This window comes from Lacipirellula limnantheis, from assembly GCF_007746075.1.
GTDB lineage: Bacteria > Planctomycetota > Planctomycetia > Pirellulales > Lacipirellulaceae > Lacipirellula > Lacipirellula limnantheis.
This window is the reverse complement of the sequence record NZ_CP036339.1, coordinates 4,389,499-4,410,800: the sequence shown is the minus strand read 5'-3', so window position 1 is coordinate 4,410,800 and position 21,302 is coordinate 4,389,499. Positions and strand designations below refer to the sequence as shown.

Here is a 21,302-nt window from a genome sequence, read left to right as displayed (position 1 = left end):
GCGAAGCGAAGGATCTAGCGTCAGTAGGGGGCCAGATTCTCCGCTCGGCTCAGAACGACGCATTCGCGGCGCGGGCCATAGCCGGTCCATTGTGAACCAATCGGCCCGCACGATCAAATCCGTTTGAACTGTCGATCGAGCTGTTCGCGGGTGAAAATCAGAGCGGTGGGCCGGCCATGGGGACAATGATGGTGGTCCTGAGCCAGCCCGCGTTGTTCCAGCAGGGCGTCGATTTCCTGAGGAGTCAGCCGGTCGCCGTATTTCACCGCCGCCTTGCAGGCGATCATGTGCAGCAGTTCATCGAGGATATCGCGAGATTCAGGCTGTTTCCCGCCGGCGAGTAGCTGATCCACCAGACTCCGCAGAACTTCCGCTGGCGGCAGGTTTGCGAGCATCGCCGGATAGGCCGAAACGAGCACAGTCTCGCCGCCAAATGCTTCCACCTCCATGCCCAGTTGTGCCAGTACCGCGCGATTCTCGACGGCGGCCGCCGCTTCGCTCGCGGCAAGGTCCACGGGCTCGGGCACGAGCAGCCGTTGGCTCTCCACGGCGCCGGCGAGGACGCGCTCCCGCAGCGTTTCGTAGAGAATCCGTTCATGAAGGGCGTGCTGATCGATCACTTCCAGCCCTTCGTCAGTCTCCGTAACGAGGTAACGATTGTGGATTTGTAGTGCTCGCGGCGAGCCATGCGCTTGCGGGGCGCCGTGCGGTCGATCGAGTCGCTCGGCCGCAGCGGAGGCATAGTCAGCGGTCCGATCGCTTGTCGTGGATTCTAGGTCGCCGCCTTGGTCATTGGGAATGATGTTGGCTTCGCGCGACGACGCTGCCGATGGAGTGCGGCCGACCAGCGGTGGGAGATCAACGCGGTGCAACCGCAAGGCGTCGCGCTGATCGCGATCGGCGAACGGAACGAACTCAGGAACGCGCCCGTCCCCGGTGGCGGGGCCGAGTTGTCGTTTAGCCCAGTCCCATAGCCCCTGTGACGCTGCCGGCGTCGCGGCCAAGATTTCATCGTCGGCCGCGCTTCCCGCCGGCGCTGACGACGCACGGGCAATGAGGTCCGTCGAGAGGAACTTCGTCCGCAGCGTGCTCAGCAGCTGACTATAAACGCGGCCGCCGTCTTGGAAGCGGACTTCGAGCTTCGTGGGATGAACGTTGACGTCGACGGCCGCCGCCGGCATTTGCAAATGGAGAAAGCAAACCGGGAAGCGCCCCGTCAGTAGCAGCCCGCGATAGGCTTCGCCGAGGGCATGTTGCAGCGAGCGGTCGCGAATGAATCGACCGTTCAGAAACAAGTACTGCATCCGGTTGTTTGGCCGGCTATGCGACGGATTGGCGACGTCGCCCGTCAGCTGAATGCCGTCGTCATCGCTCTCGATGTGGATCAAGCCGTCGGCCAGTTCCTGCCCGCACAGGGCGGCGATGCGCTGCCGGGAGTCCCCCGGCGGGAGATCATGGATCAGCCGGCCGCCGTGCTGCAATGTGAAATGGACGCGCGGGTGGGCGAGCGCCAACCGCGCGAGCGCCTCGGTGAGATGGCCCATCTCGGTCTGCGTCGTGCGCAAGAACTTCTGCCGCACCGGGGTGTTGAAGAAGAGGTGGCGCACTTCAACCGTCGTCCCGCAGGGGCCGCCGACGGGGCGCAGCGGTTCCGCGGCGCCGCCGACGACTTCAAGTTCAGTCGCAATCGGGGCGTCGATCGGACGACTGCGAAACGAAAGTCGACTGACGGCCGCGATCGACGCGAGCGCTTCGCCGCGAAAACCGAGCGTGGCAACGCAAAACAGGTCGTCGGCGTCGACGATTTTGCTGGTCGCGTGACTCGCCAGGGCCAGTTCCAGCTGTTCGGGGGCGACGCCGCAACCGTCGTCGACGACGCGGATCAGCTCGGTTCCCCCCTGCTCCACCGTCACGTCGATCCGCCGCGCGCCGGCGTCGAGCGAGTTCTCCACCAGTTCCTTCACCACGCTCGCCGGCCGCTCGATGACCTCTCCGGCGGCGATCTTGTTGACGACGCTCGGCGGCAGTTGGCGAATGGTGGGCATGAAATCTCGTCCGTGGTCGGTGGTCCGTCGTCAGTTGCTGGAGAAGTGTCACCAGCGTTTTGCAACTGACAACGGACCACTGACAACTGACATGCTTCCTTAATTCAATCCAAACTCTTTAATCTTCCGATACAACGTCCGCTCGCCGATGCCGAGCATCTGCGCCGCTTCTTCGCGATTCCCGCCGGTCGATTTGAGCGTCTCGGCGATGAACAATCCTTCAAGTTCCGCCATCGGTCGGCCAACCAGGTCGGCCAGCCCGGCGCTGGCGCCAACCGGTTCCGGTTGTTCGCCGGGAGTGAGCAATTCGGGCGGCAGGTCGTCGACGTCGAGGACCTCGTCGAAGTCGACGACCACCATGCTCTCGATCGCATTCTTGAGTTGCCGCACATTCCCCGGCCAATTGAACGCCATCAACCGCCGACGCGCGGCCGTCGTCATGCTCTTGATCTTCTTGCGATGCCGTGCGCTGTGCAGTTGGATGAAGTGCTCGATCAAGAGCGGAATATCGGCTGCCCGCTCGCTCAGCCGCGGCAGCCGCACGGTAAGGACTTTGAGGCGATGATACAGGTCCTCGCGGAACGTCCCGCTGCGAATCGCTTCCTCGAGATCGCGGTTCGTCGCCGATAAGATGCGGACGTTCACTTTGATTTGCTCGTTGGAACCCACCCGCGTGATCTCGCCGCTCTCCAGCACGCGCAACAGCTTGATTTGCGTCGGCAGCGGCATGTCGCCGACTTCATCCAGGAAGAGCGTGCCGCCGGTGGCGTATTCAAACTTGCCGACGCGGTCGGCGCTCGCATCAGTGAACGCCCCGCGGATGTGCCCGAAGAGCTCGCTCTCGAGGATGTTCTCGCTGAGGGCCGCGCAGTTAAGCGCCACGAACGGTCGGTTCTTGCGCGGGCTGTTCTGATGGATCGCCTGGGCGACCAGTTCCTTCCCCGTGCCGGTCTCGCCCTGAATCAGCACGGTGGCGTCGGTCGGCGCGATCCGTTGCAGCCGCGTCACCACGTCGTGCATCTGCGGGCTGTTGCCGATCACCCCTTCGAAACCGAATTTCTCGTCGAGCCGTCGATTGAGCTCGGCGTTCGCCCGCCGCAGATGCTGCGTCCGCGACGCGCTGTCGACCACCGAGCGCAGCTGCTTCAAATCGAGCGGCTTGAGCAGATAATTGAAGGCGCCCTGCTGCATCGCCTCGACGGCCGATTGGACCGTGCCGTGGCCGGTGACCAGGATCACCTCGGCGTCGGGCAGCAGCTCCTTCGACTTGGCGAGCAGCTCCAGCCCCGTCGAATCCTTCATCCGCAGATCGGTGACGATCACCTCGAACGCGTCGCGCGCCAGCATCGCCATCCCCTCGGCGCCGCTGGTGGCCACCGTACAGTCGTAGCCGACGCGCGCCAGGCTATCGGCCACGGCCTCGGCGTGCGCCGCCTCGTCATCGACGACGAGCACCTTGATCGGCGGACCAGCTTTGGCGGCGGTGGGCGAGGACATAGTTACCGATGATACGGGGGCCGGCGTAGCTGAAAAAGGGGAAGAAAACCAACCGCCAAGGACGCCAAGGTTCGCCAAGAAAAACGGGAACTTGGAAACCGCCGATGAACGCAGATAAACGCCAATAAAATTCATCTGCGTCCATCGGCGTTTATCTGCGGTTCCATTTACCCGCTCAGTCGCGGCGGCGCCGGCAGTTCGATGGTGAACTGCGTCCCCCGACCGACCTGGCTTTGCACATGGATCCGGCCGCCGTGCGCTTCGATGATCTTGATCGTCGTCGGCAAGCCCAGGCCCGACCCGCCTGGCTTCGTGGAAAAGAAGGCTTCAAACATGTGGGCGGCGGTGTAATCGTCGATGCCAATCCCCGTGTCAATGAGGTGAATGACCACGTTGCCGCCAACGGTCGTGGTGCGCACGACGAGCTGTCCTCCCTTCGGCATCGCTTGCTTGGCGTTGAGCAGCAGATTGATCAGCGCGCTGCGGAACGCCTCGGCGTCGAGCATCACCCGCGGCAAATCGGGGTCGAGGTAGCGAATGATCTCGACGTTTGCCGCGGCCGCTTCAGGGGCGAAAAAGTCGAGCGTCTCGGCGATCTCGGCGTTGAGGTCGGTCGATTGGCGGTGAAGCTTGCGGATTTTGGCGAAATTCAGAAAGTCGTCGAGCAAATCCTGCAGCCGTTGGCATTCTCGCTGCATCACGTCGATTCGCTTCGCCGCGCGGCGTTGGGCCGGCGTGAGCGGCTCGGCAAGATCTTCGGCGAGCAGCTCCATGTTTAGCCGAATGGTCGACAGCGGATTCTTGATCTCGTGGGCCAGCGCACCGGCCAGCTGCGCCATCTCCGCGTACTGGGCGATGAGCCGCTCGTACTGGTCAGAGGTAGGTTCAGGTTTCAGCATGACAGTAGCCAACGGCCGAGCCGTCGGCTTTCAACGACGTTCATCATCGCTCAGCGCAAAGCTGCGGGGCCCCCAAGGGGACCCCGCAGGCACGTACCAAACAATTTGTCGCGAGTCGGCGAAGTTTAAGCTTCGACCGTCTCGGTTTCCGATTCGGCCAGCTCGCGCATCGCGACCTTGCGGCTCAGCTTGACGCGATCCTGCTCGTCGACGGCAATCACCTTCACCTTCATGTGATCGCCGACCTTGCAGACGTCGCCCACCGACGCGACGTAACCATCAGCCAGTTCGCTGATGTGGCACAGGCCGTCGCGGCCCGGCAGGATCTCGACGAAAGCGCCGAAATCCTTGACGCTGGTGACGACGCCGTCGTAGATGCGGCCAACCTGGACGCTCGCGGTGAGGGCTTCGACGCGAGCCAAGCCTGCCTTGGCGGTCGCTTCGTCGCTGCCGGCGATCGTGACGGTGCCGTCCTCTTCGACGTCGATCGTGACGCCCGTATCTTCCTGGATGCCGCGGATCGTCTTGCCGCCGGGGCCAATGAGCAAACCAATCTTGTCGGGGCTGATCTGCGTCCGGAACAGCCGCGGCGCCGATTCGGCGACGCCGGCGCGAGGCCGAGGAATCGCCGAGAGCATGTTACGCAAGATTTCGATCCGAGCTTCGCGCGACTGAGCGAGCGTGGCGCGGATGATCTCTTCGCTGATGCCGTTGATCTTCAGGTCGAGCTGGATGCCCGTGATGCCGTTCTGCGTGCCGGCAATCTTGAAGTCCATGTCGCCGTAGTGATCCTCGTCGCCGATGATGTCGGTCAGCAGGACCCACTTCTCGCCATCCTTCACCAGGCCGACCGAGATGCCGGCGACCGGATTCGTGATCGGCACGCCGGCGGCCATCAGACCGAGCGTGGCGCCGCAGACCGAGGCCATTGAGCTCGAGCCGTTTGATTCCAGAATGTCCGAAATCACGCGGATCGTGTACGGAAACTCGTCGTGGTCAGGAAGAATCGGATTAACGCTCCGCTCGGCCAAGGCGCCGTGGCCAATTTCACGCCGCCCCGGACCGCGAATCGGACGGCACTCGCCGACCGAGAACGACGGGAAGTTGTAATCGAGCATGAACCGCTTCGAGAACTCGTCGAACAGCCCGTCGACTCGCTGCTCGTCGCGGCCAGTGCCGAGGGTGATCGTGATCAAAGCCTGCGTTTCGCCCCGTTGGAACAAGGCCGAACCGTGGACGCGCGGCAACAGATCGACTTCGCACTCAATCGCCCGCAGCGTCTTGTAGTCGCGACCGTCAGCGCGGGTGCCGTCAAGGATCAAGTCGCGAACGATCTTCGCTTCCAGGTCGTGCCACGCCTTCGAGAACGAGGCGTCGCTGTAGGCCCCGTCGGCGGTCGGATCGGGAATCAGCGCGGCCTTCGCCTGCTCCTTCACGGCCCGCATCGCGTCGGCGCGGTCATGCTTGCCGGGGGTCTGCTTCGCCTGACGCGCCTGATCGTAGAAGCCGTTCTTCAGGGCGTCGTAACAACCGTCGTTCACCGGCAGCGTGAACGCCTTCTTCGCCTTGCCGATCTTGTCGATCAGCTCCTGCTGCAGGTCGCAAAGTTCCTTCACGTACCCGTGAGCCGTGAGGATGGCGTCGACCATTTCGTCTTCGGGCAACTCGCGGCCGAAACCTTCGATCATGAGCACGGCGTCTTTGGTGCCCGAGATGATCAGGTCGAGCGTGCTCGCCTCTAGCTCGTCCTGCGTCGGGAACGGCACGAACTTGCCGTCGATCTGGCCCAGGCGCACCGAACCGAGCGGTCCGTCAAACGGCAGTTCGGAAATGCCCAGCGCCGCGGCGGCCCCGTTCATCGCCAGCACGTCGCCGTCGGTCTGCCGATCGCTCGACATCACGAAGGCTTGGATCTGAACTTCGTCGTTGAACCCTTCCGGAAACAGCGGCCGGATCGGACGGTCCATCAACCGCGCGGTCAGCGTTTCCTTGGTCGTCGGCCGGCCTTCACGCTTGATAAAGCCGCCGGGGAACTTACCGGCGGCGGCGACGCGCTCGCGGTAATCGCAGGTCAGCGGGAAGAAGTCGATGCCCGGCCGCGGCTTGTCGGTGGCGGCGGCGACGAGGACCACGGTGTCCCCGTATTGAACGGTGACGGCGCCGGCCGCTTGTTTGGCGAGGGCGCCTGTTTCAATGGAGAAGATGTACTGACCGATTTGCTTTTCAACTTTGATTCGCTTCAATTTCTTGCTTCCTAACTTTTTTCGTGGCTGAGTTGCCAGCACTCTCGCATGGGCGAGCGACGGCCGACCGCAAAGACCCGCTTCCAGCGGCGGCCCAGACGCCCGTGGGCATCACCCCGACGCCCGTGTGCATCGCTCGGCAGACCAGTCGCCAGACGTGCGAGCCTACCGCCGCCGCTAGACGCGGCCCGGCGCGTGCCGCCGATGTTCGACTCGTTGGCCCCCGCAACGGGCGCAGTCACAGAGAAGTTCGCGAAGCCAAGCCCGGCGAGCTTGCCGGAGGGCGACGCTCACTCGCTTCGGCAACCGCGTTACTTGCGGATATCCAGACGCTGCAACAGATCGAGATACTTTTGCGGATTGGTCCGCTTCACGTAATCGAGCAACCGACGGCGTCGGCTCACCATGCCGAGCAAGCCCCGGCGGCTGGCGTAATCCTTCTTGTGAAGCTGCAGATGCTTGGTCATTTCCGCAATGCGGGTCGTCAGGATCGAGACCTGCACTTCCGGCGAACCCGTGTCGGCTCCCGCACGTCCAAATTCCTGAATCAACTCGCTCTTACGTTCTTTCGTGACTGACATCTTTTCTTTCCGCGTGTTCTGTCGCTCTAGCGCCGGCCTGGGCCGAGTTCGTCGCACCGAGCTCCTCGGAGACCCTCCAAAGGCGGCGACCCCGCTCGCAGTCGCTTCCGGCGATGCAAACGGCAAAACTCGTGCTGGGCGAGACTGCTACAACTCTTCCTACAACAAGACACTGTGATAAAAACTGGTAACGATCCCCACTAATGTACAGATGCATGCGCCCAACGCAACTGCACCTGACCAAGGCGACTACAGCCGCCCGTTCGGCAAAAATCTGCGGAAATGCGTCGCCCACGGCGCCCACTCAGACGATTTGCGACAACCCCACACAAGCCCCTCACCGCGAGCCGCGGGGTTCATCCCCGCGGTGCTCCCGTCAAAAAAGCCTGCCGTAGCGGCCAAGACAAGAAGATCAGCCCCGGACGTGGAACGGACGAGCAAGCTCGATCATCCAACCCAGCATCACTTCGGCGGCGCTGGAGCGACCGCCTGCCCGCGTCGAAGGACGCAAATCTGGTTGTGCGTTGCCGATCCGAATTCCACGATCAGCACGTCGTCGCTGCGTTTCTTGCCCGGGATGCGGTGAATGCGCTGCGGCATGAATTCGGCGGCGTCAATGATGAGCGCGCTGATAAAAGTCTCGCCGTCGCATTGGGTCAGTAAAAAGTGCTCGTCGAGATACGCAAGAGGCCTCTCTTTGACCGAACCACTCAAGTGGCCGCCCCCGATGACGATGTGATTCGCATCCGCCAGACTTTTTTTGAGCCGCTGCTCTCCGAGCTTCAAGTCCTTGAACCCTCCGATTATCTTTTCCGGCTCCATCAGCTCGATGTGAACATGCTCAACAACCCCTCCAAGCGAAGTCGGCGCTGAGGAAAGTCGATCAAAAAAACCTTGCACTTCGGGGACGGCTGTCCAATCTCCGGCGATTGACTCGGCTACTTTACTTGGCGACTCCTTTGTCGCTTCGGCGGCGTGTCCTGAGCAAGCGAGGCAGAGCGTCAAGGAGACGCCGGCGATCCAGTTCAGGGATTCGACCAAAGTAGCATGCGTCATAAGCAAGCGGCTAATCATGGCTTGGTGCTCCTAGTGGTTAAGATTTATTGAGTGATTCTTCAGCAGGCGATTGTATGATGCTTTCGGCAGTAACTCGGTAAACCAACATCGCGATTGCGGACGTCTCTGGATAAGAAAAGGCATCAGAAACCTCTGCCTGCTGATTGGCGCCAACTTCGGCCTTGCAACCTCGGGGCCGGCCGCAGGTGAATTTTTGGGACGAAGCGGAAAACAAGCAGTCCCGCCCCCTTTGATTCTCTTTTGATTCATCCAACTCCCACTCTAACTTAACGATTTGGTCCACTAAACGCGGGCGGGGCATGATCTCCTCGTCTGCCAAATAGTTGACCCGATTCACCATGGCAGGTAGCGTAGACTGGCGTTCTCAGGTTGCCTTCGATTTCTCGTCTCGACGGAGCGTGCTAATGCGTTTTCGTTCACATCGGTCTTTTGCAACCGTCGCTGCATGCGCGTTCTACATCGCATTCGCCCCGGCCGCTGCCTCCGCGCAGCCCTACAACTTCTTGAAGATCGCTGACACGAGTGGGCCGTTTAGCAATTTCGGCGAGGCGGCGCTTAACAACGCGGGCGCCGTCGCCTTTCGCGCAGACCTCGACGGCGGCGGTGAAGGCGTTTTTCTTGCCAGTGGCGGCGTCATTACCACGCTGGCCGAGACGAGCGGGTTGTTCAGCGACTTCGGCGACGTCTCGATCAATTCCGCAGGCGCGGTCGCATTCTGGGCGGCGCTCGACGACGGCAGCGAAGGCATCTATGCGGCTGCGGGCGGCTCCTTGAACACGATCGCCACGGCCAGCAGCAGCGGTCCGGTGTTCCGCAGCTTCGATACCGTCGCATTCGGCGGCAGGCCTTCAATTAACGACTCGGGCACGGTCGCTTTCTGGGCCGTCATCCACAACACGGGCGGCAGCGGCATCTTCACGGGCAACGGCGGGCCCACGAACACGATCATCGCGAATGGCGGCGATTTCTACGGTTTCGGCAATCCTTCTATTAATGACGCCGGCACGGTCGGCTTCCACGCTTCTCGGTTTCCGGCGTTGGGCGGCAACGCGATCCTCGCAAGCAGCGGCGGACCACCGACGATCTTGGCAGACGCCACCGGTCCGCTCGAAAACGTGGGAGTGCCGGTACTCAACAACGATGGCACGGCCATCTTCCTTGGTTCTCCCGATGGCGGCGGCATGGGACTATACACAAGCAGCGGCGGTCCGGTGATCACTGTGGCCGACAATTCCGGTCCTTTCTCCTCTTTCTTCGGTCACTCCATCAACGGGGCCGGCAGGGTCGCGTTCGAGGCAACGCTTGATAGCGAAATTGAGAACGGCATTTACACGGGTCCTGACCCCGTCAACGACAAAGTCGTAAAGCGGTTTGATACGCTCTTCGGCGAGCAGGTATTCGGCGTGATTTTCGGGCATGGGCTGAACGATCAGGGAGACATTGCGTTTTGGTACACAAACGCGAACAGTTTGCAAACGCTTACCGTCGCCAGGGTCGTACCGGAACCGACGACCTTATTGCTAGGCGTCTATGCTGCAGCAGCCATCGCGGCGATGGGACCACGCGCCATTCGCCAGAGCGCGCGCTCCGCTACCCCGCTCGCGGCTAACGATCAAAGGCAAGTGGTCGGGACTCATTATTGGAGCGAAAAACAATGAGTCCTGCCCCCTTTGATTCTCCGCTGCAATCTCTGCCGGCAAAGAAGCATACCACGTGCAGCGGGTCCCCTACGGCGCCGGCGAAGACTTTTGCTGACACGAAACCGCCGAGTTCTTAAGGATGGCGAGTTCCTCGATGCCAGGCCCAGCGTCGCCAACGCATAGGGCGGACACCACGAAGGTTCCCGAATCGCCCACGCAGCAAACGGCGACGCCTTGGATCGCCTCGCCGTTTTCACCGGTGGCGGAAAATTGAAACCGCAGCGCCGGATCTCCGTTCCAGAGTCCTTCCGAGATTTCGGAGCTTTTTGCATCTGGCCATTTTGTTGTCAACGACTGGATAAATCCCTCGAATATCGCGCGGTCGCTCTCCCCTGGGCCTGCTGGTTTAGGGAATGAGAGGATGGTGATCGTTGGGTTGACCGAGCCTCCCGTTTCTCTAGTCCATGCAGCGACCTTGATGCCCGCGCGATCGTACGCGGTGACGTCGCTGAGCTCAGCTTGCACATACCCCTTTGGCGGGCGTATGGAATACCAACCTCCGTCGAATTCCTCAGCCAGTCGCGCGATCGCGGCCGGTTTGACGGACCAAGCTGAAAGTTTCCCGCCCTCTTCGGCGAAGGCGCGTAGGTTGGGAATGTAGAACGCAACAAGCAGCGCGGCGGAACTGGCAAGGATTGGCTTGTTCATTTGGTCTGCCATCGAGTTGTTGTTGAGACAGGGCTAGTGAGTTGATTGTGCGACTGGGGAAGAAACCGGACAACGTCCACTATATCAGTTTTTGCTGACGACGGAGCCGGGAGTTTGGGACGGTCTGCGCCGTCAACTCGGTTTTCCGGGTATTTTGAAGTATGATGCGGGGATGTCGATGGCGCGCTCTTGTGACTTCGTCTAGTACTCGGCACTGAGTACGCTGGCGTTCACGGCGTTTACTCTGCGGTGAGAGCGCTGCTTACTCACGAAGGCGGGTAGCATGTCGCGAAGAACATTTGTCATTTTATGTTGGAGCTTCGCTGTGTTCTTCGGGATCGGCTTCGGGCTCACGTTCATTACCTATGCTCGCTACGTCTGGACGGACGAGAAGCCAGCGCCGGCGTTTGCGATCACGATGTCTTTGCTCAAGCTCGCAGCGCCGCTCGTTGGAGCAACACTAACGGCCTATGCGGGCCCGCTTGGCAAGTTGCCCGGCACGCGGCACGCGGACTCTTGAATTGCTTCGCCCTCTCATGCATAGCACCGGCCGATCGAATGCGAGACATGAAGTCACGCTATCGACTGACGCTGGAGTTCCTACGTTCGCCCTTTCCGAATGACGTAGTAAAAGGTTCCTGCCGCCTTTCTCCCGTGCGGCGTCGCGACCCAGGGTAGTTCGCTAATCGCGAACAACCCCGGGGCTACGATGTGCAACGCCTGGGCTACGATGTGCAACGCCTTCGGCGTAAAGTCGCTCGCGCTATCGATAAGATCCATGGCGCGGCTCGTTATGCGGTAGGAGCGTCGCTAGGCAACTCGACAAACCCCTTCCCGCCGGCATTGCGTAGCGCTTCGATTCCTTCCGACCATTGGGAGAGCTCGGCACAATCTAGTTGCGTTCGACCGGGCCCGGAATCTTCGGTGTTGTTCACGTCGGCCCCGGCCGCCAGCAGCAGCCGGACCGCCTCTGCTTGTTCCCAAGTGACGGCAAATCCGAGCGGATTCTCGGAGTAGGAATTGATCGCATTGGCGTCGGCGCCGTATTTCAACAGCATCTTCATCGCCCAGAGATCGCCGTCGGCTGCAGCTTGCATCAACGGCGTATTGCCAAGTTCGCCCAGGCGGCAGTCGGGCGAAACGCCGTGCTCGAGCAACCAACGCAACATCCCGCGGTTGTGCCAGATCGCGGCAAAGACCAAATTCGCATCGTTGGACGTTCGCAAGTCACTGTGTTTGCGGAGCAAGTGGCGGAGGGCACGTCGATTTCCGCGGCACACTAAATTGTACGCTTTTTGGTTGCGCCGTTTTCCCATGAGCGATTCGTATTCGAGAATGCACTGTGTAAAAGTTCGGTTGTTCGCTCTCCCTTTGATGCGATTGGTCGTCCGCACGCAATTGTGAAAAAGCGAAACGCCAGAGCGACTATGGGAACAAGCCCCTAGCTAACTTTCCAGCAAATCTAGAACCGCTTGGTAGGCATCAACTCGGTCCTTAACTTTTTGATCAACAACGCCTCCTGGCCCTACGACGTGCCCCGCAAACATTTCCAATTTGGAACGAGCGAAGTCAGCGGCCGTCGTTCCAGTCTTGCTTTTTGCCTTCGGATTTGCGCCTCGCTGAATCAACAACTTTACAACTTCTGCGCCTCCTCTTGCGGCCGCGCGCATGAGAGGCGTAACGCCGTGTTCGTCTGTGGCATCAACGGTTGCCCCTGCATCTAACAGCGTCTGCGCGACATGAGCCGTCGCCGCAAACATCAGCGCCGTCAGCCCTCGATCCAAACGTCCGCTGATTGGCGAGTCGTAGTCGATCCGCTGATTTGGATCCGCACCGCTCGCCAACAGTAGTTGGACTACGGCAAGCGAGTTCTCCGGCAATGCGAATCCGAACTGGCATGCGTTGTAAAGGGGCGTCGTGCCAAAGCCTATGGCGCCCGCGTTTGGGTCTTCTCCTGCATCGAGAAAGTGCCGCACAGATGCGAGATCTCAGCTCCCGACGGCTTGAAAGAACGGAATTTGACGCTGCGCTTCTTGAATTTGGGCCTCGGAGGGCGGGTTCTCCTTACGCCGCTTGTTGGCAGCCGCTTTTTGCTTTTTCTCTTTGCCAACGAGCTTGATTAGTTCCGCACCAGAGTCGATCAAGGCATCATCTGCCGCAGGCATGTCAGGGTAAGCAATTCGCGCTTTTTCATATCGCTTCCTTCCCGTGAGCCTTTTCTTGACGAAGTAAGTTTCCTCGGTCTTCCGGCCTGCTGAAAACTCTATCTTCATGGCGATATCGAGCATGCCGTAGGAATGCATCTCGCTCGATAGGTTGCCGTCATCGTCAAATGTGCGAATTGTCTTCTTTCCTGACGGCAATTCTTCCGATTCTTCTTTGCTCATGGCCTCATCAGCGGAAAAACTGAGTCTAGGGGCAGCGTCCAGAAAAGCCCGTTTGCATTTGGGTACTCGACCGGGAATGCGCTAGGATATCGCCGCACCGAATAGAGCGCCAATGCTGTTATAGTTCGCCATAGCCATGCGTCCTGGCCAAAATCGTTCCCCACGTTTCCGCGAGGGAGAGCGGCTGAGGATGAGGGCGCCTCGCTCGCCAATTGCCGCCCGGACGCGAAAACGTGGCCGCGCCGAATTATCTCTATAGACCCCCAAATATCTCCGCCCGCTTTTCTGTTGAAATTGGCCGCGCACTTCCCTAACGTGAACTTCCGTCCACGTCTCCGCGGCGAGCCGTCAGATCTCACGCAGAGTCGCGGAGGCGCAGAGAATGGCCCGCAAGAATTGCAGCCCATGCGCGCAGTCGCTCCGTTCCTCTGCGCCTCAGCGAGAGACTTCAGCCTCGCTGCATCAAGAACCGGGGGGAACCAAGTAATGAACAGTCCATTGATCCACGAACGTCGCCGGATCATGGCCCCGGCCAAGAAAGTGGATTTCTGCCAGCTGATCCGCGAGAGCCACTCTCTCGAAGCGGCCACCGAGTGGATCGACATCTCGATCCGCACGGTCCAGCGCGAGCGCCGAACTGTCGCCTAAAACCGCTAACGCGACACCATGCGACACGACAGCAAGCGAAGCGACGACAGCGCCGCCGTCACTGTCGCCTCCTGTAACCGATCTAAGTCCTCTACAAGCCGTCACTTACGAATGCTGTCGCCAAAAGCCCTTAGGGCGACAGAAAGCGACACGACAGAAAGCCCCGCGACAGCAAGCGAAGCGACCAGCGCGTCGACGGCCGTCGCCGCCAGCCGCCGCCGCAACGCTGCTTGACGACATTAGCCCCCGGTTCAGACAGGTCGGTTCTTAGGAGAATCGCCGGTAGAGTTTGAACGTCAGCCCGCCGGTCGCCGCCAGGAACGCGACCAGCAGCCACCAGACGTCGTTCGACAGACGGACGGGGTTCGACTCGTTCGCGACGACGACCAACAGGTGGATGGCGAGAAAGAAGAGGGACTCGAGTCCGGCCATGAGCAGGCCGAAGCGGGCGAGGACGCGGCCCGTTTCGTCGCGGCGCTCGGGGGCGAGCCAGTAGTCGCGCCGCGGAATGTTGACCAGGGAGGCGGGAAGAAAGCGGACGCTGCCGCACAATCCGACAAGCAGCAGCGAAGTGAAGGTGACCGCGCCGACCATGAACCAGACATAGCCGTCGCGCGACATCCAGCCGTTGGCGACGCCGTTGGCGCCGAAGTGCGAGGCGACGCGCTCCGGGAGGCGGGCGTAGGTCGCGACCATGCCGACTAGGAAGGCGACGTAGCCGAAGACGGCGATGGCGAGCGGGGCGAGTTTGGTCACGATTAGTTGCCTGATTGGCGAAATGGCATAGCGATCAAGTCGGTAATTCGTTGCTTGCGGCGTGATCTTGGAAGACAGGGGTGGCCTCGGTTCTCGGAACCGAGGGCGAAGCCAAGAAGCTTGGACTTTGGGTGCGTCTCCCTTCGAGGCTTCTTGCGGCTACGCCGCCCCGGATCAAGATCCGGGGCCACCCGCGGGGAGAAGCTAAACGCCAAAGCGGCGGTTGGGCCGGCAGGTCAACGGCCGCGACTTGTTGGGCGATAACTTAACGTGATACGCGGTACTCTTCGCCGGAGACGTCGATTTTAGTGACGATTGAGTACTTTTCACTATCGGATTCGTATTTCAACAACGCAAGCGTCGAACTGTCGCCGCCGTCCGGAAAGCTGAACGTCAGGGAATCGAGAGATTTCGGGTAATGTCCATGCTCGGCTCGATAGGCCTCCAGCAAGTTTTCGGCTTCCTTGACCAAAGCCAACTGCGCAGACATCTTGGCCGCAACTCGCGCCTCATTGAAAGTCGATGCGGCGCTCCAGAGTAGCATTACACAAATGACGCTGCCCACGATTCCGAACGGCAATGCGCGCTTCCAGTTGGACGAACTCATAACGCCTAACGAATAAGATCAGTTGCCCGCCGAGGCTTCGAACGGGATCGAGCGTCAGTATACGCCCGCGAAGAGAGAAACGCCAAAACCGTTCTGCCGGGGGGCAACTGCAGCGACTTGTTAGGTGCATTTGTTAACGATGCCAATTCCGCTGCTCTCGCAGTGAAGTTCGTACCGACCGTCTGGGCTTAAAATGATAATCGGATGTTCGGAATCGAGCTGCGCGACGCGGATTGAATCGCCGGCGATTGGTCCGATGCCAATCGCGCGCCCATCCACGGGATAAGCGAGTGTGGAATCGCGGGCAACACGTTGCCAACTGTCTGTGTCAAAGACGCCGCGGCCCGAGTGGCTTACGGTGAGCAAATATCCGGCTGTTTCCGTGAACCCCACGGCGACCAAACCGCCAAGGTGCAAATAGTGATCCATGCCTGCTGCATCTAACAATTAATACGCGTTCTAATTTGAAGTAGCGCGATCGAGGTGAGTGGCGGCACAGACGGTTTTCATGAGTTCGGCGTCGAGAGCCACTTTCGTCCAGGCGTCGACGGCGGCTTGTTCGAGGGCGTCGTAATTGTCGTACGCTCGGTTCCTCCAGCAGTGGCTCTTGAGATAGTGCCATAAATTCTCGATCGGATTGAGTTCGGGACTGTAGGCCGGCAGCGTGACGACGGTGACGTTGTCGGGAACGCGGAGTTGGCGGCTGATGTGAAAGCCGGCCCCGTCCCACAGCATCACGGCATGTTCGCCTGAGGGAATCGTCCGAGCGAACTGGGCGAGGAACTCATTGACGATCTTCGCATTGAGCTGCGGGCTGAGCAGCCCTTCGGCATGCCCCGTCTCGGGGCAGACCGCTCCCAGCACCCAGAGATATTCATACTCGGTCTGACGAATGGCCGTCGGCCGCGACCCGGTCCTGGCCCAGACGTTCGTGGTCGTTCCTTGTTGGCCGAACCGCGATTCGTCCTGGAAGTAGATCCGCAGACGTTTGGTCGGATACGCCGCGGCAATCGCTTGCACGCGTTCTGGCCACTGACGGAGGAACTCCGTTTGCTTTTCGGGGTCCGCCTTGCGATGCCGCGGCCGAGGGCGGAGGTACGAGTAGCCTAACCGGTGTAGCAAGTGATACACGCCGGCCAAAGAGCGGAGCAGATGGAACTCCTGCGCCAGAATCCGCTGCACGTCCTTGCCGCGCAGCGAGCAGACGTCGTCTTCCGCCGTGGGGCCAGCGTCGAGACGCTGACGAACTTCGTCCTGTTGTTGGGGCGTCAGCGGCAAACGCTCTTCGCGGCCGCGTCGATCGTTGAGGCCCGCCAGGCCTTGTTCGTTGTAGCGACGCACCCATCGCTGGCAGATGCGGCGACTCAGGCCCACGGCCATCGCCACGGCTGGAGCCGTCCATCCCTCCTGCGCCAGAATCACAATCCGCAGACGTTTGGCGCGGTCGGCGTCCTTCTCGACGCGTTCCAGACGCTTGAGTTCCGCCTGAGGCAAATGGCCCTTCACCTCCATCGCAACCTCTCAAAAAGGGGATTGCGATAGCATGATGGATAAACTGGGCGGGCGCAAGAGGAGGCGCGCTACTTCAAATTAGAACGCGTATAAGCTGTGTTGCTCGCCCTCACGCGAGTGGGATTGAGCTTGAATGTATCGCTCGAAAAGCAAAACACCAAAGTGGCCGATGGCCCCGCCAAGCGACGCGAGGTGGCCAAAAATAGTTTCCCGCTTCGACCAGCGGATCTGATATGGTGCGCGATGCCTGACGCTAGATCCTTCGCTCCACTCAGGATGACGGACGCGGCGCTTCAACGAGATTCGCGCCAGGCCGCTCTTTGACATTTTAGAATCCCAACGTGCGCTCGCACTTCGAGCCTCGCTCAAGATCCGCTTGGCAAGTTTTGCGTCTGAAAACTTTTTCTCAAAAACGCAAAAGTCGTGGCCCAAAATTGGGGGATGGAAGGTCGATTTCACTCGGCGAACGCCGAGGAAAAAATCGCATGCCAATCGCCGCAGGAGAAGACTTTTGCGGCTTTTGAGTGGGGCCCCCCCGGCGCGCACGCAAAAGCAAAAGTCCCCCTCCCGAGGGGCGGCCAAAAAGAGCGGCTTGACGGCCGTCGCGCTAAGTCGAGCCGGGGATAACGGCCTGTCGAAGCAGGCGCGCTTGAGCGAGCTCTAACCAATAGAAAGGGGCGGCCCACTCAAGATGGACCGCCCCATGAATTGCGTTAGTGCGAAGTTACCGTGGCGTGCTTAAGCCCGCGCCTTCGGGATGTCCCGCACACGCACGACGTCCCAAGCCAAGCCGACCTTTTCCATCATCCAGATGCACCAATAGGTGACGTCGACTTCCCACCAGCGGTGGCCTTGGCGGGCGACGCGTTGGTAGGCGTGGTGGTTGTTGTGCCAACCTTCGCCGAAGGCGAGGATGCCGACCCACCAGAGATTGCGGCTGTTGTCGGTCGTTTCGTAGTTGCGGTAGCCCCAGAGGTGGGTCGCCGAGTTGACGAACCAGGTGACGTGCAGGACGTAGACCATTCGCATGCCAAGGCCCCAGAAGACCATCGACCAGCCGGCCCAGTTCGAGCCGAGACCCCAGCTTTCGGGACCGAAGTATCCCATGACATAGAGGCCAATAGCGCACGCCAAGTGGGACGGCAGGAAGAGATAATGGAGGGCGACCATCACCTTGTCCTTCATCATGTCGGGAGCGTAGCGGTTGAGGATTTCTGCGTGCCACTGGCGGCCGAAGTTCGGCATGAACCAGAAGGCGTGGCTCCACCAGGCGCCGTCGGTTGGCGAGTGGGGGTCCCCTTCGTGATCGCTGAAGGCGTGATGCTTGCGGTGGTTGGCGACCCAGGTGAGGGCCGAGCCTTCGCCCGAGAGACCGCCGAGGAAGGCGAGCAGCCAACGGACGGGGCGGTAGGTTTGAAAACTTTTGTGGGTGAGCAACCGGTGGTAGCCCATGCAGACGCCAAAGCTGCCAGTGATGAATGCCAAGAGGACGCAGGTGATGAACGCCGGCCAGCTAAAGAAGAAAAGCGCCGCGACCGCCATGACATGGACCATGCCAATCCAAGAAACGATCGGCCAGTTGAAGCCGAATTCCTTGAAGGGGCGTCGCGCCCGCACATACGACGAGACCATTTTCAAGAGGGCCGCGTTGCTGGCCGTTTCGTTCACTTCGACCACGGGGGCATTAGGGTCGACTGGCTCGCGCTTGGCGCGTCGGTGAGAGCCCTTGGACGTGACCGTGGACATCGGCGGTGATTCCTTTCGTATCGTGGAACAGAGAATTTCTAGCGTGGCGCTAAAATCACTGGAATCGAGGCTGGGCCAGTAGACTGGCGGAGGGGAAATGTGGCGAAAATTGGCTGGATAGCGTGCCGATCACACGACTGCTTTGTGCCGTTGCGACACGACGGCGCGCCTTGTTTGGCACAGCAGGCTTACCCAGCTATGGTTCCCTCCACAGATTCGGACTCCGTAAAGATAGGGAATTAAGCTCTCGCACGCTAGACCGTGAACGCCGCGTTGTTGCGACGCGATCTCAAAAGGCAAATGGCTTGCCAAACCGTTGCGGCAACGAATGTTACTTCGTGCGGAACGTGGCGGATTGGACCCTGACTCGCTGCTCAACCGCGAAGGTGATGGCGCCGCTGGTTGCGGTGTGGCGCACACGCGCCCCTGTGCGTTGATACGAATGCTGCGACAGCATTGTTCGGTCGCGGTCGCCCCCGCTGAAGACGACCCATTCGGGGGTGCACCAGGCGGCAAAGCCGGGCGGGTCGCTTAGCGGGCTGCCGTGGTGGGGCGCGAGCAGGATGTCGCAATCGAGCGGCGGATCGGCGATCACCCGCTCGATACCGGGGGATTCGAGGTCGCTGGGGAGAATGAGGCGGCGGCCGCCGTACTCGACGGCCAGCAACAAGCTGTTGGCGTTAACGCGGGCGAAGAGCCCCTCGCGCGGCGGGTGGTGGACTTCGATCGTCACGCCCGGATCGCCCGTGCGAAGGCGGTCGCCCATCCAGATTTCGCGCATGGGGATGCCGGCGGCAGTCAGGCAGTCGCGGAGGTAGTTCGGCGCGGTGAGATCGCCGCCAGTCGCGACGGGATCGAACATCATGGGCGAGACGTAGACGACGTCGATGGGGAACCGCTCGAGCAGCCCCGGCAGAGCGTTGTAGTGGTCGATGTCGGCGTGCGAGAGGACCACGGCGTCGATGCGGCCGATGCCGCGCGACCACAGGAACGCGGAGATCGATTTAGTCGCCGTGTAGGGCGAGCCGAGTCTACCGGCGTCGTACAGAACGACCTGCCCGCTGGGAAGTTCGAGCACGGTGCAGGTGCCATGACCCATGGCCAGGAAGGTGGCGCGCAGCGTCTCCGGAGCAACGCGGCCGAAGCCGATCGATGGGTAGCCGAGGGCGAGCCACATCAGGGCAGCGCAGGCTTGCCAATGCCAGCCGGGGCGCCAGCGCGGAAGCGCGGCCCACAGCCCTGCAAAACCGTAGCACGCAAGCAGCCACCAGCCTGGGAAGCCTGGCGTGTAGTAGAAGCTGCCGGGGACCTCGGCCGCGAATTGGACGAGCAGTTCCGTGAGATGCAGCGACGTATCGCAGAGCCAGCCGAGTCCGACGCCGACCGGCGGAAGGAGCCAGCCGATCGTGACGACGCCCAGGCCGGCCGCCAGCGCGACGGCGATCAACGGACCAGCAAGCGGCGTGAGCAGGATGCTCGCGGGAGTCACAACGTGGAAGTGGTACGCGACCAGCGGCGCCATCGCGGCGCCGACGACGAGGGACGCGACAGTCATCGCGAGGAGGGCCTGGCCGGTGCGGCGAAGTATACGCTGCGGCCACGAGTGGTACGCAATCATCATCCGTTGGAGCGGATCGCGCGGTTCGCCGCGCCAGTTCCATCGCGACAAGAGAAACAGCACCGCCACGGCGAGAAAGCTGAATTGCGTGCCGCTGCTGAACAGTTCGCAAGGGTTGAGGGCGAACACGGCGAGTGTGGCCAAGCCGAGGATGTTCCCCATCGTAGGCGCGCGACCGGTCAGCAGCGCGACCGCGGTCATCACGGTGAGGATCGTCGCCCGCGTGACGGAGGGCTGCAGGCCGACGATCAGGGCATAGACGCCAACGGTCAGGAGCATCACCGCGAGCCGCGCGCCGTTGCCGAGCGGCGTTCCTTGGACGATCCACCAAACGATGCCGGCGAGCAGCGCCACATGGGCGCCGGAGACGACCAGCAAATGAATGGCGCCAGTGTCGAGAAAGGCATCCTTGGTCGAGTCGCTGAGCCGTTCCTGGTCGCCGAGCAGCGTCGCCAGCACCAGCGGAGCGTCGCGCGCGGAAACGTTTGCCGTGAGTTGGCGTTCGCACCAACCGCGCAGGCCGGCGAGCAAACTCTCGGATTCGAGCGCTGGAGCGGCGCTGGTGACGGTGACGCAACGAACATGGTCGCAGTAGAGCTCGCTATTGCGACGGAAGCGGCGCTCATGCGCTTGCCAGTCGTACTCGCCCGGATTGAGCGGCGGCAGCGGTTTGGCCAGTTGAGCGAAAACGACGACGCGATCTCCCAGGGCAACGCCGCGAAGCTCGCCGGCGACGCGCAGCCGCGTCAGTCCGCCAGCGGTGCGCCACCGGGCCCCATCCCGAATCTGCTCCACCTCCAGCGTCGTTTCGCTGATGGTTTGCGCGGGAAGGGCGCGGAGGGGACTGCGATCGGCCGGGGGCGAGATCTTGACGCGTTCGGCCAGCACGCCGCTAACGCAGGTCGGCCGCGACTCTTCCAGCGCGAACCGGCCGAGGTCGCCCCAGGGAAATTCGTTCCAGCAGCGGTGGTGCCAGGCCGCGCCGGCCCCGCCCACAGCCAGCAACAGCGCGGCGGCGGCGAGGGAGTCGCGACGCCGGCGGCCGGCGTATTCGGCACATACGAGCGCCGCGGCTGCGCCGACCCACCACATGCCGAACAAACTCGCCTCCAGCCGCGAATGGAGAGCGTGGTCGAGGGCGATGCCCAGACCAGCCGCGACGGCGACCCACGCCAGCGGACGGTAAGGCGTCCGCGGCGGCGTTGTTTCAATGGTCGCGACGTCGTTTTCCCCCCGCTTTTTACCCACTTGAAAAGGCCATTCGCGGCTGGCGTTAGTCTACTCGCAGCGACCATCCGGTGCGAAATCTCGCCGGCGGGTTGCTGACCGCCCCGCTTG

The 21,302-nt window shown here is 61.5% G+C and carries 19 protein-coding genes; 3 read left to right on the top strand and 16 right to left on the bottom strand.

From position 1 onward, the window contains the following. Positions 1–113 precede the first annotated feature (113 nt). The 6 genes from mutL to I41_RS16965 all read right to left on the bottom strand — a co-directional run bounded on the left by mutL (position 114) and on the right by I41_RS16965 (position 8,087). Positions 114–2,045, bottom strand: coding sequence for a DNA mismatch repair endonuclease MutL (gene mutL / locus I41_RS16990; protein WP_145434102.1), 1,932 nt, complete (start codon positions 2,043–2,045; stop codon positions 114–116). A gap of 99 nt (positions 2,046–2,144) precedes the next feature. After that, complete coding sequence (locus tag I41_RS16985) at positions 2,145–3,542, bottom strand: sigma-54-dependent transcriptional regulator (protein ID WP_145434101.1); 1,398 nt, start codon at positions 3,540–3,542, stop codon at positions 2,145–2,147. A 167-nt stretch (positions 3,543–3,709) separates the two neighbouring features. Next, positions 3,710–4,441 (bottom strand): two-component system sensor histidine kinase NtrB, encoded by a 732-nt coding sequence (locus I41_RS16980; protein WP_145434100.1) that lies wholly within the window; start codon positions 4,439–4,441, stop codon positions 3,710–3,712. 125 nt (positions 4,442–4,566) lie between these two features. Beyond that, the gene (gene pnp / locus I41_RS16975; protein WP_145434099.1) at positions 4,567–6,684 is read right to left on the bottom strand and encodes a polyribonucleotide nucleotidyltransferase; all 2,118 of its coding nucleotides are present in this window, start codon (positions 6,682–6,684) and stop codon (positions 4,567–4,569) included. A gap of 311 nt (positions 6,685–6,995) precedes the next feature. Then, positions 6,996–7,265 (bottom strand): 30S ribosomal protein S15, encoded by a 270-nt coding sequence (gene rpsO / locus I41_RS16970; protein ID WP_145434098.1) that lies wholly within the window; start codon positions 7,263–7,265, stop codon positions 6,996–6,998. 462 nt (positions 7,266–7,727) lie between these two features. Beyond that, complete coding sequence (locus I41_RS16965) at positions 7,728–8,087, bottom strand: hypothetical protein (RefSeq protein WP_145434097.1); 360 nt, start codon at positions 8,085–8,087, stop codon at positions 7,728–7,730. A gap of 659 nt (positions 8,088–8,746) precedes the next feature. Here I41_RS16965 and I41_RS16960 point away from each other — a divergent pair. Then, on the top strand, positions 8,747–10,000 hold the full coding sequence (locus I41_RS16960; RefSeq protein WP_145434096.1) for a DUF7453 family protein: 1,254 nt from the start codon (positions 8,747–8,749) through the stop codon (positions 9,998–10,000). 69 nt (positions 10,001–10,069) lie between these two features. Here I41_RS16960 and I41_RS16955 read toward each other — a convergent pair whose 3' ends face one another. Beyond that, positions 10,070–10,690, bottom strand: coding sequence for a hypothetical protein (locus I41_RS16955; RefSeq protein ID WP_145434095.1), 621 nt, complete (start codon positions 10,688–10,690; stop codon positions 10,070–10,072). Between the two features lie 325 nt (positions 10,691–11,015). Here I41_RS16955 and I41_RS16950 point away from each other — a divergent pair, with 325 nt between their 5' ends. Next, the gene (locus I41_RS16950; protein WP_145434094.1) at positions 11,016–11,210 is read left to right on the top strand and encodes a hypothetical protein; all 195 of its coding nucleotides are present in this window, start codon (positions 11,016–11,018) and stop codon (positions 11,208–11,210) included. A gap of 80 nt (positions 11,211–11,290) precedes the next feature. Here the strand turns inward: I41_RS16950 and I41_RS16945 are convergent, their stop codons facing one another. From I41_RS16945 to I41_RS16930, 4 genes are all read right to left on the bottom strand, one after another. Beyond that, positions 11,291–11,470 carry a hypothetical protein gene (locus I41_RS16945; RefSeq protein WP_145434093.1) on the bottom strand — a complete coding sequence of 60 codons (180 nt, stop codon included), beginning with the start codon at positions 11,468–11,470 and terminating at the stop codon, positions 11,291–11,293. Positions 11,471–11,481: 11 nt separating this feature from the next. Continuing rightward, on the bottom strand, positions 11,482–11,916 hold the full coding sequence (locus I41_RS16940; RefSeq protein ID WP_168206961.1) for an ankyrin repeat domain-containing protein: 435 nt from the start codon (positions 11,914–11,916) through the stop codon (positions 11,482–11,484). A 219-nt stretch (positions 11,917–12,135) separates the two neighbouring features. Next, a complete protein-coding gene (locus I41_RS16935; protein WP_145434091.1) occupies positions 12,136–12,666 on the bottom strand; it encodes an ankyrin repeat domain-containing protein in 531 nt (176 codons plus the stop codon). A 12-nt stretch (positions 12,667–12,678) separates the two neighbouring features. Then, a complete protein-coding gene (locus I41_RS16930) occupies positions 12,679–13,077 on the bottom strand; it encodes a hypothetical protein (RefSeq protein ID WP_145434090.1) in 399 nt (132 codons plus the stop codon). A gap of 486 nt (positions 13,078–13,563) precedes the next feature. Between I41_RS16930 and I41_RS27335 the strand changes: the two genes are divergently transcribed. Beyond that, positions 13,564–13,725, top strand: coding sequence for a hypothetical protein (locus I41_RS27335; protein ID WP_168206960.1), 162 nt, complete (start codon positions 13,564–13,566; stop codon positions 13,723–13,725). Positions 13,726–13,992: 267 nt separating this feature from the next. On the opposite strand, the gene I41_RS16925 is transcribed toward I41_RS27335, so the two are convergent. The 5 genes from I41_RS16925 to I41_RS16905 all read right to left on the bottom strand — a co-directional run bounded on the left by I41_RS16925 (position 13,993) and on the right by I41_RS16905 (position 21,212). Continuing rightward, entirely contained in the window at positions 13,993–14,481 is a 489-nt protein-coding gene (locus I41_RS16925; RefSeq protein ID WP_145434089.1) for a DUF1648 domain-containing protein, read from the bottom strand. Between the two features lie 265 nt (positions 14,482–14,746). Continuing rightward, complete coding sequence (locus I41_RS16920; RefSeq protein ID WP_145434088.1) at positions 14,747–15,088, bottom strand: hypothetical protein; 342 nt, start codon at positions 15,086–15,088, stop codon at positions 14,747–14,749. 459 nt (positions 15,089–15,547) lie between these two features. Next, positions 15,548–16,600: an IS630 family transposase gene (locus I41_RS16915; RefSeq protein ID WP_145432224.1), complete on the bottom strand. Its 1,053-nt coding sequence runs from the start codon at positions 16,598–16,600 to the stop codon at positions 15,548–15,550. Positions 16,601–17,338: 738 nt separating this feature from the next. Beyond that, positions 17,339–18,346: an acyl-CoA desaturase gene (locus tag I41_RS16910; protein WP_145434087.1), complete on the bottom strand. Its 1,008-nt coding sequence runs from the start codon at positions 18,344–18,346 to the stop codon at positions 17,339–17,341. Between the two features lie 331 nt (positions 18,347–18,677). Next, positions 18,678–21,212, bottom strand: a complete 2,535-nt coding sequence (locus I41_RS16905) for a ComEC/Rec2 family competence protein (RefSeq protein ID WP_145434086.1) — start codon at positions 21,210–21,212, stop codon at positions 18,678–18,680. Positions 21,213–21,302: the final 90 nt, after the last annotated feature.

What these genes read in the sequence shown, in the direction of transcription:
- mutL (WP_145434102.1), bottom strand. Translation starts at nt 2,045, where the DNA reads ATGCCCACCATTCGCCAACTGCCGCCGAGCGTCGTCAACAAGATCGCC.
- I41_RS16985 (WP_145434101.1), bottom strand. Translation starts at nt 3,542, where the DNA reads ATGTCCTCGCCCACCGCCGCCAAAGCTGGTCCGCCGATCAAGGTGCTC.
- I41_RS16980 (WP_145434100.1), bottom strand. Translation starts at nt 4,441, where the DNA reads ATGCTGAAACCTGAACCTACCTCTGACCAGTACGAGCGGCTCATCGCC.
- rpsO (WP_145434098.1), bottom strand. Translation starts at nt 7,265, where the DNA reads ATGTCAGTCACGAAAGAACGTAAGAGCGAGTTGATTCAGGAATTTGGA.
- I41_RS16965 (WP_145434097.1), bottom strand. Translation starts at nt 8,087, where the DNA reads ATGGAGCCGGAAAAGATAATCGGAGGGTTCAAGGACTTGAAGCTCGGA.
- I41_RS16960 (WP_145434096.1), top strand. Translation starts at nt 8,747, where the DNA reads ATGCGTTTTCGTTCACATCGGTCTTTTGCAACCGTCGCTGCATGCGCG.
- I41_RS16955 (WP_145434095.1), bottom strand. Translation starts at nt 10,690, where the DNA reads ATGAACAAGCCAATCCTTGCCAGTTCCGCCGCGCTGCTTGTTGCGTTC.
- I41_RS16945 (WP_145434093.1), bottom strand. Translation starts at nt 11,470, where the DNA reads ATGGATCTTATCGATAGCGCGAGCGACTTTACGCCGAAGGCGTTGCAC.
- I41_RS16930 (WP_145434090.1), bottom strand. Translation starts at nt 13,077, where the DNA reads ATGAGCAAAGAAGAATCGGAAGAATTGCCGTCAGGAAAGAAGACAATT.
- I41_RS27335 (WP_168206960.1), top strand. Translation starts at nt 13,564, where the DNA reads ATGAACAGTCCATTGATCCACGAACGTCGCCGGATCATGGCCCCGGCC.
- I41_RS16920 (WP_145434088.1), bottom strand. Translation starts at nt 15,088, where the DNA reads ATGAGTTCGTCCAACTGGAAGCGCGCATTGCCGTTCGGAATCGTGGGC.
- I41_RS16915 (WP_145432224.1), bottom strand. Translation starts at nt 16,600, where the DNA reads ATGGAGGTGAAGGGCCATTTGCCTCAGGCGGAACTCAAGCGTCTGGAA.
- I41_RS16910 (WP_145434087.1), bottom strand. Translation starts at nt 18,346, where the DNA reads ATGTCCACGGTCACGTCCAAGGGCTCTCACCGACGCGCCAAGCGCGAG.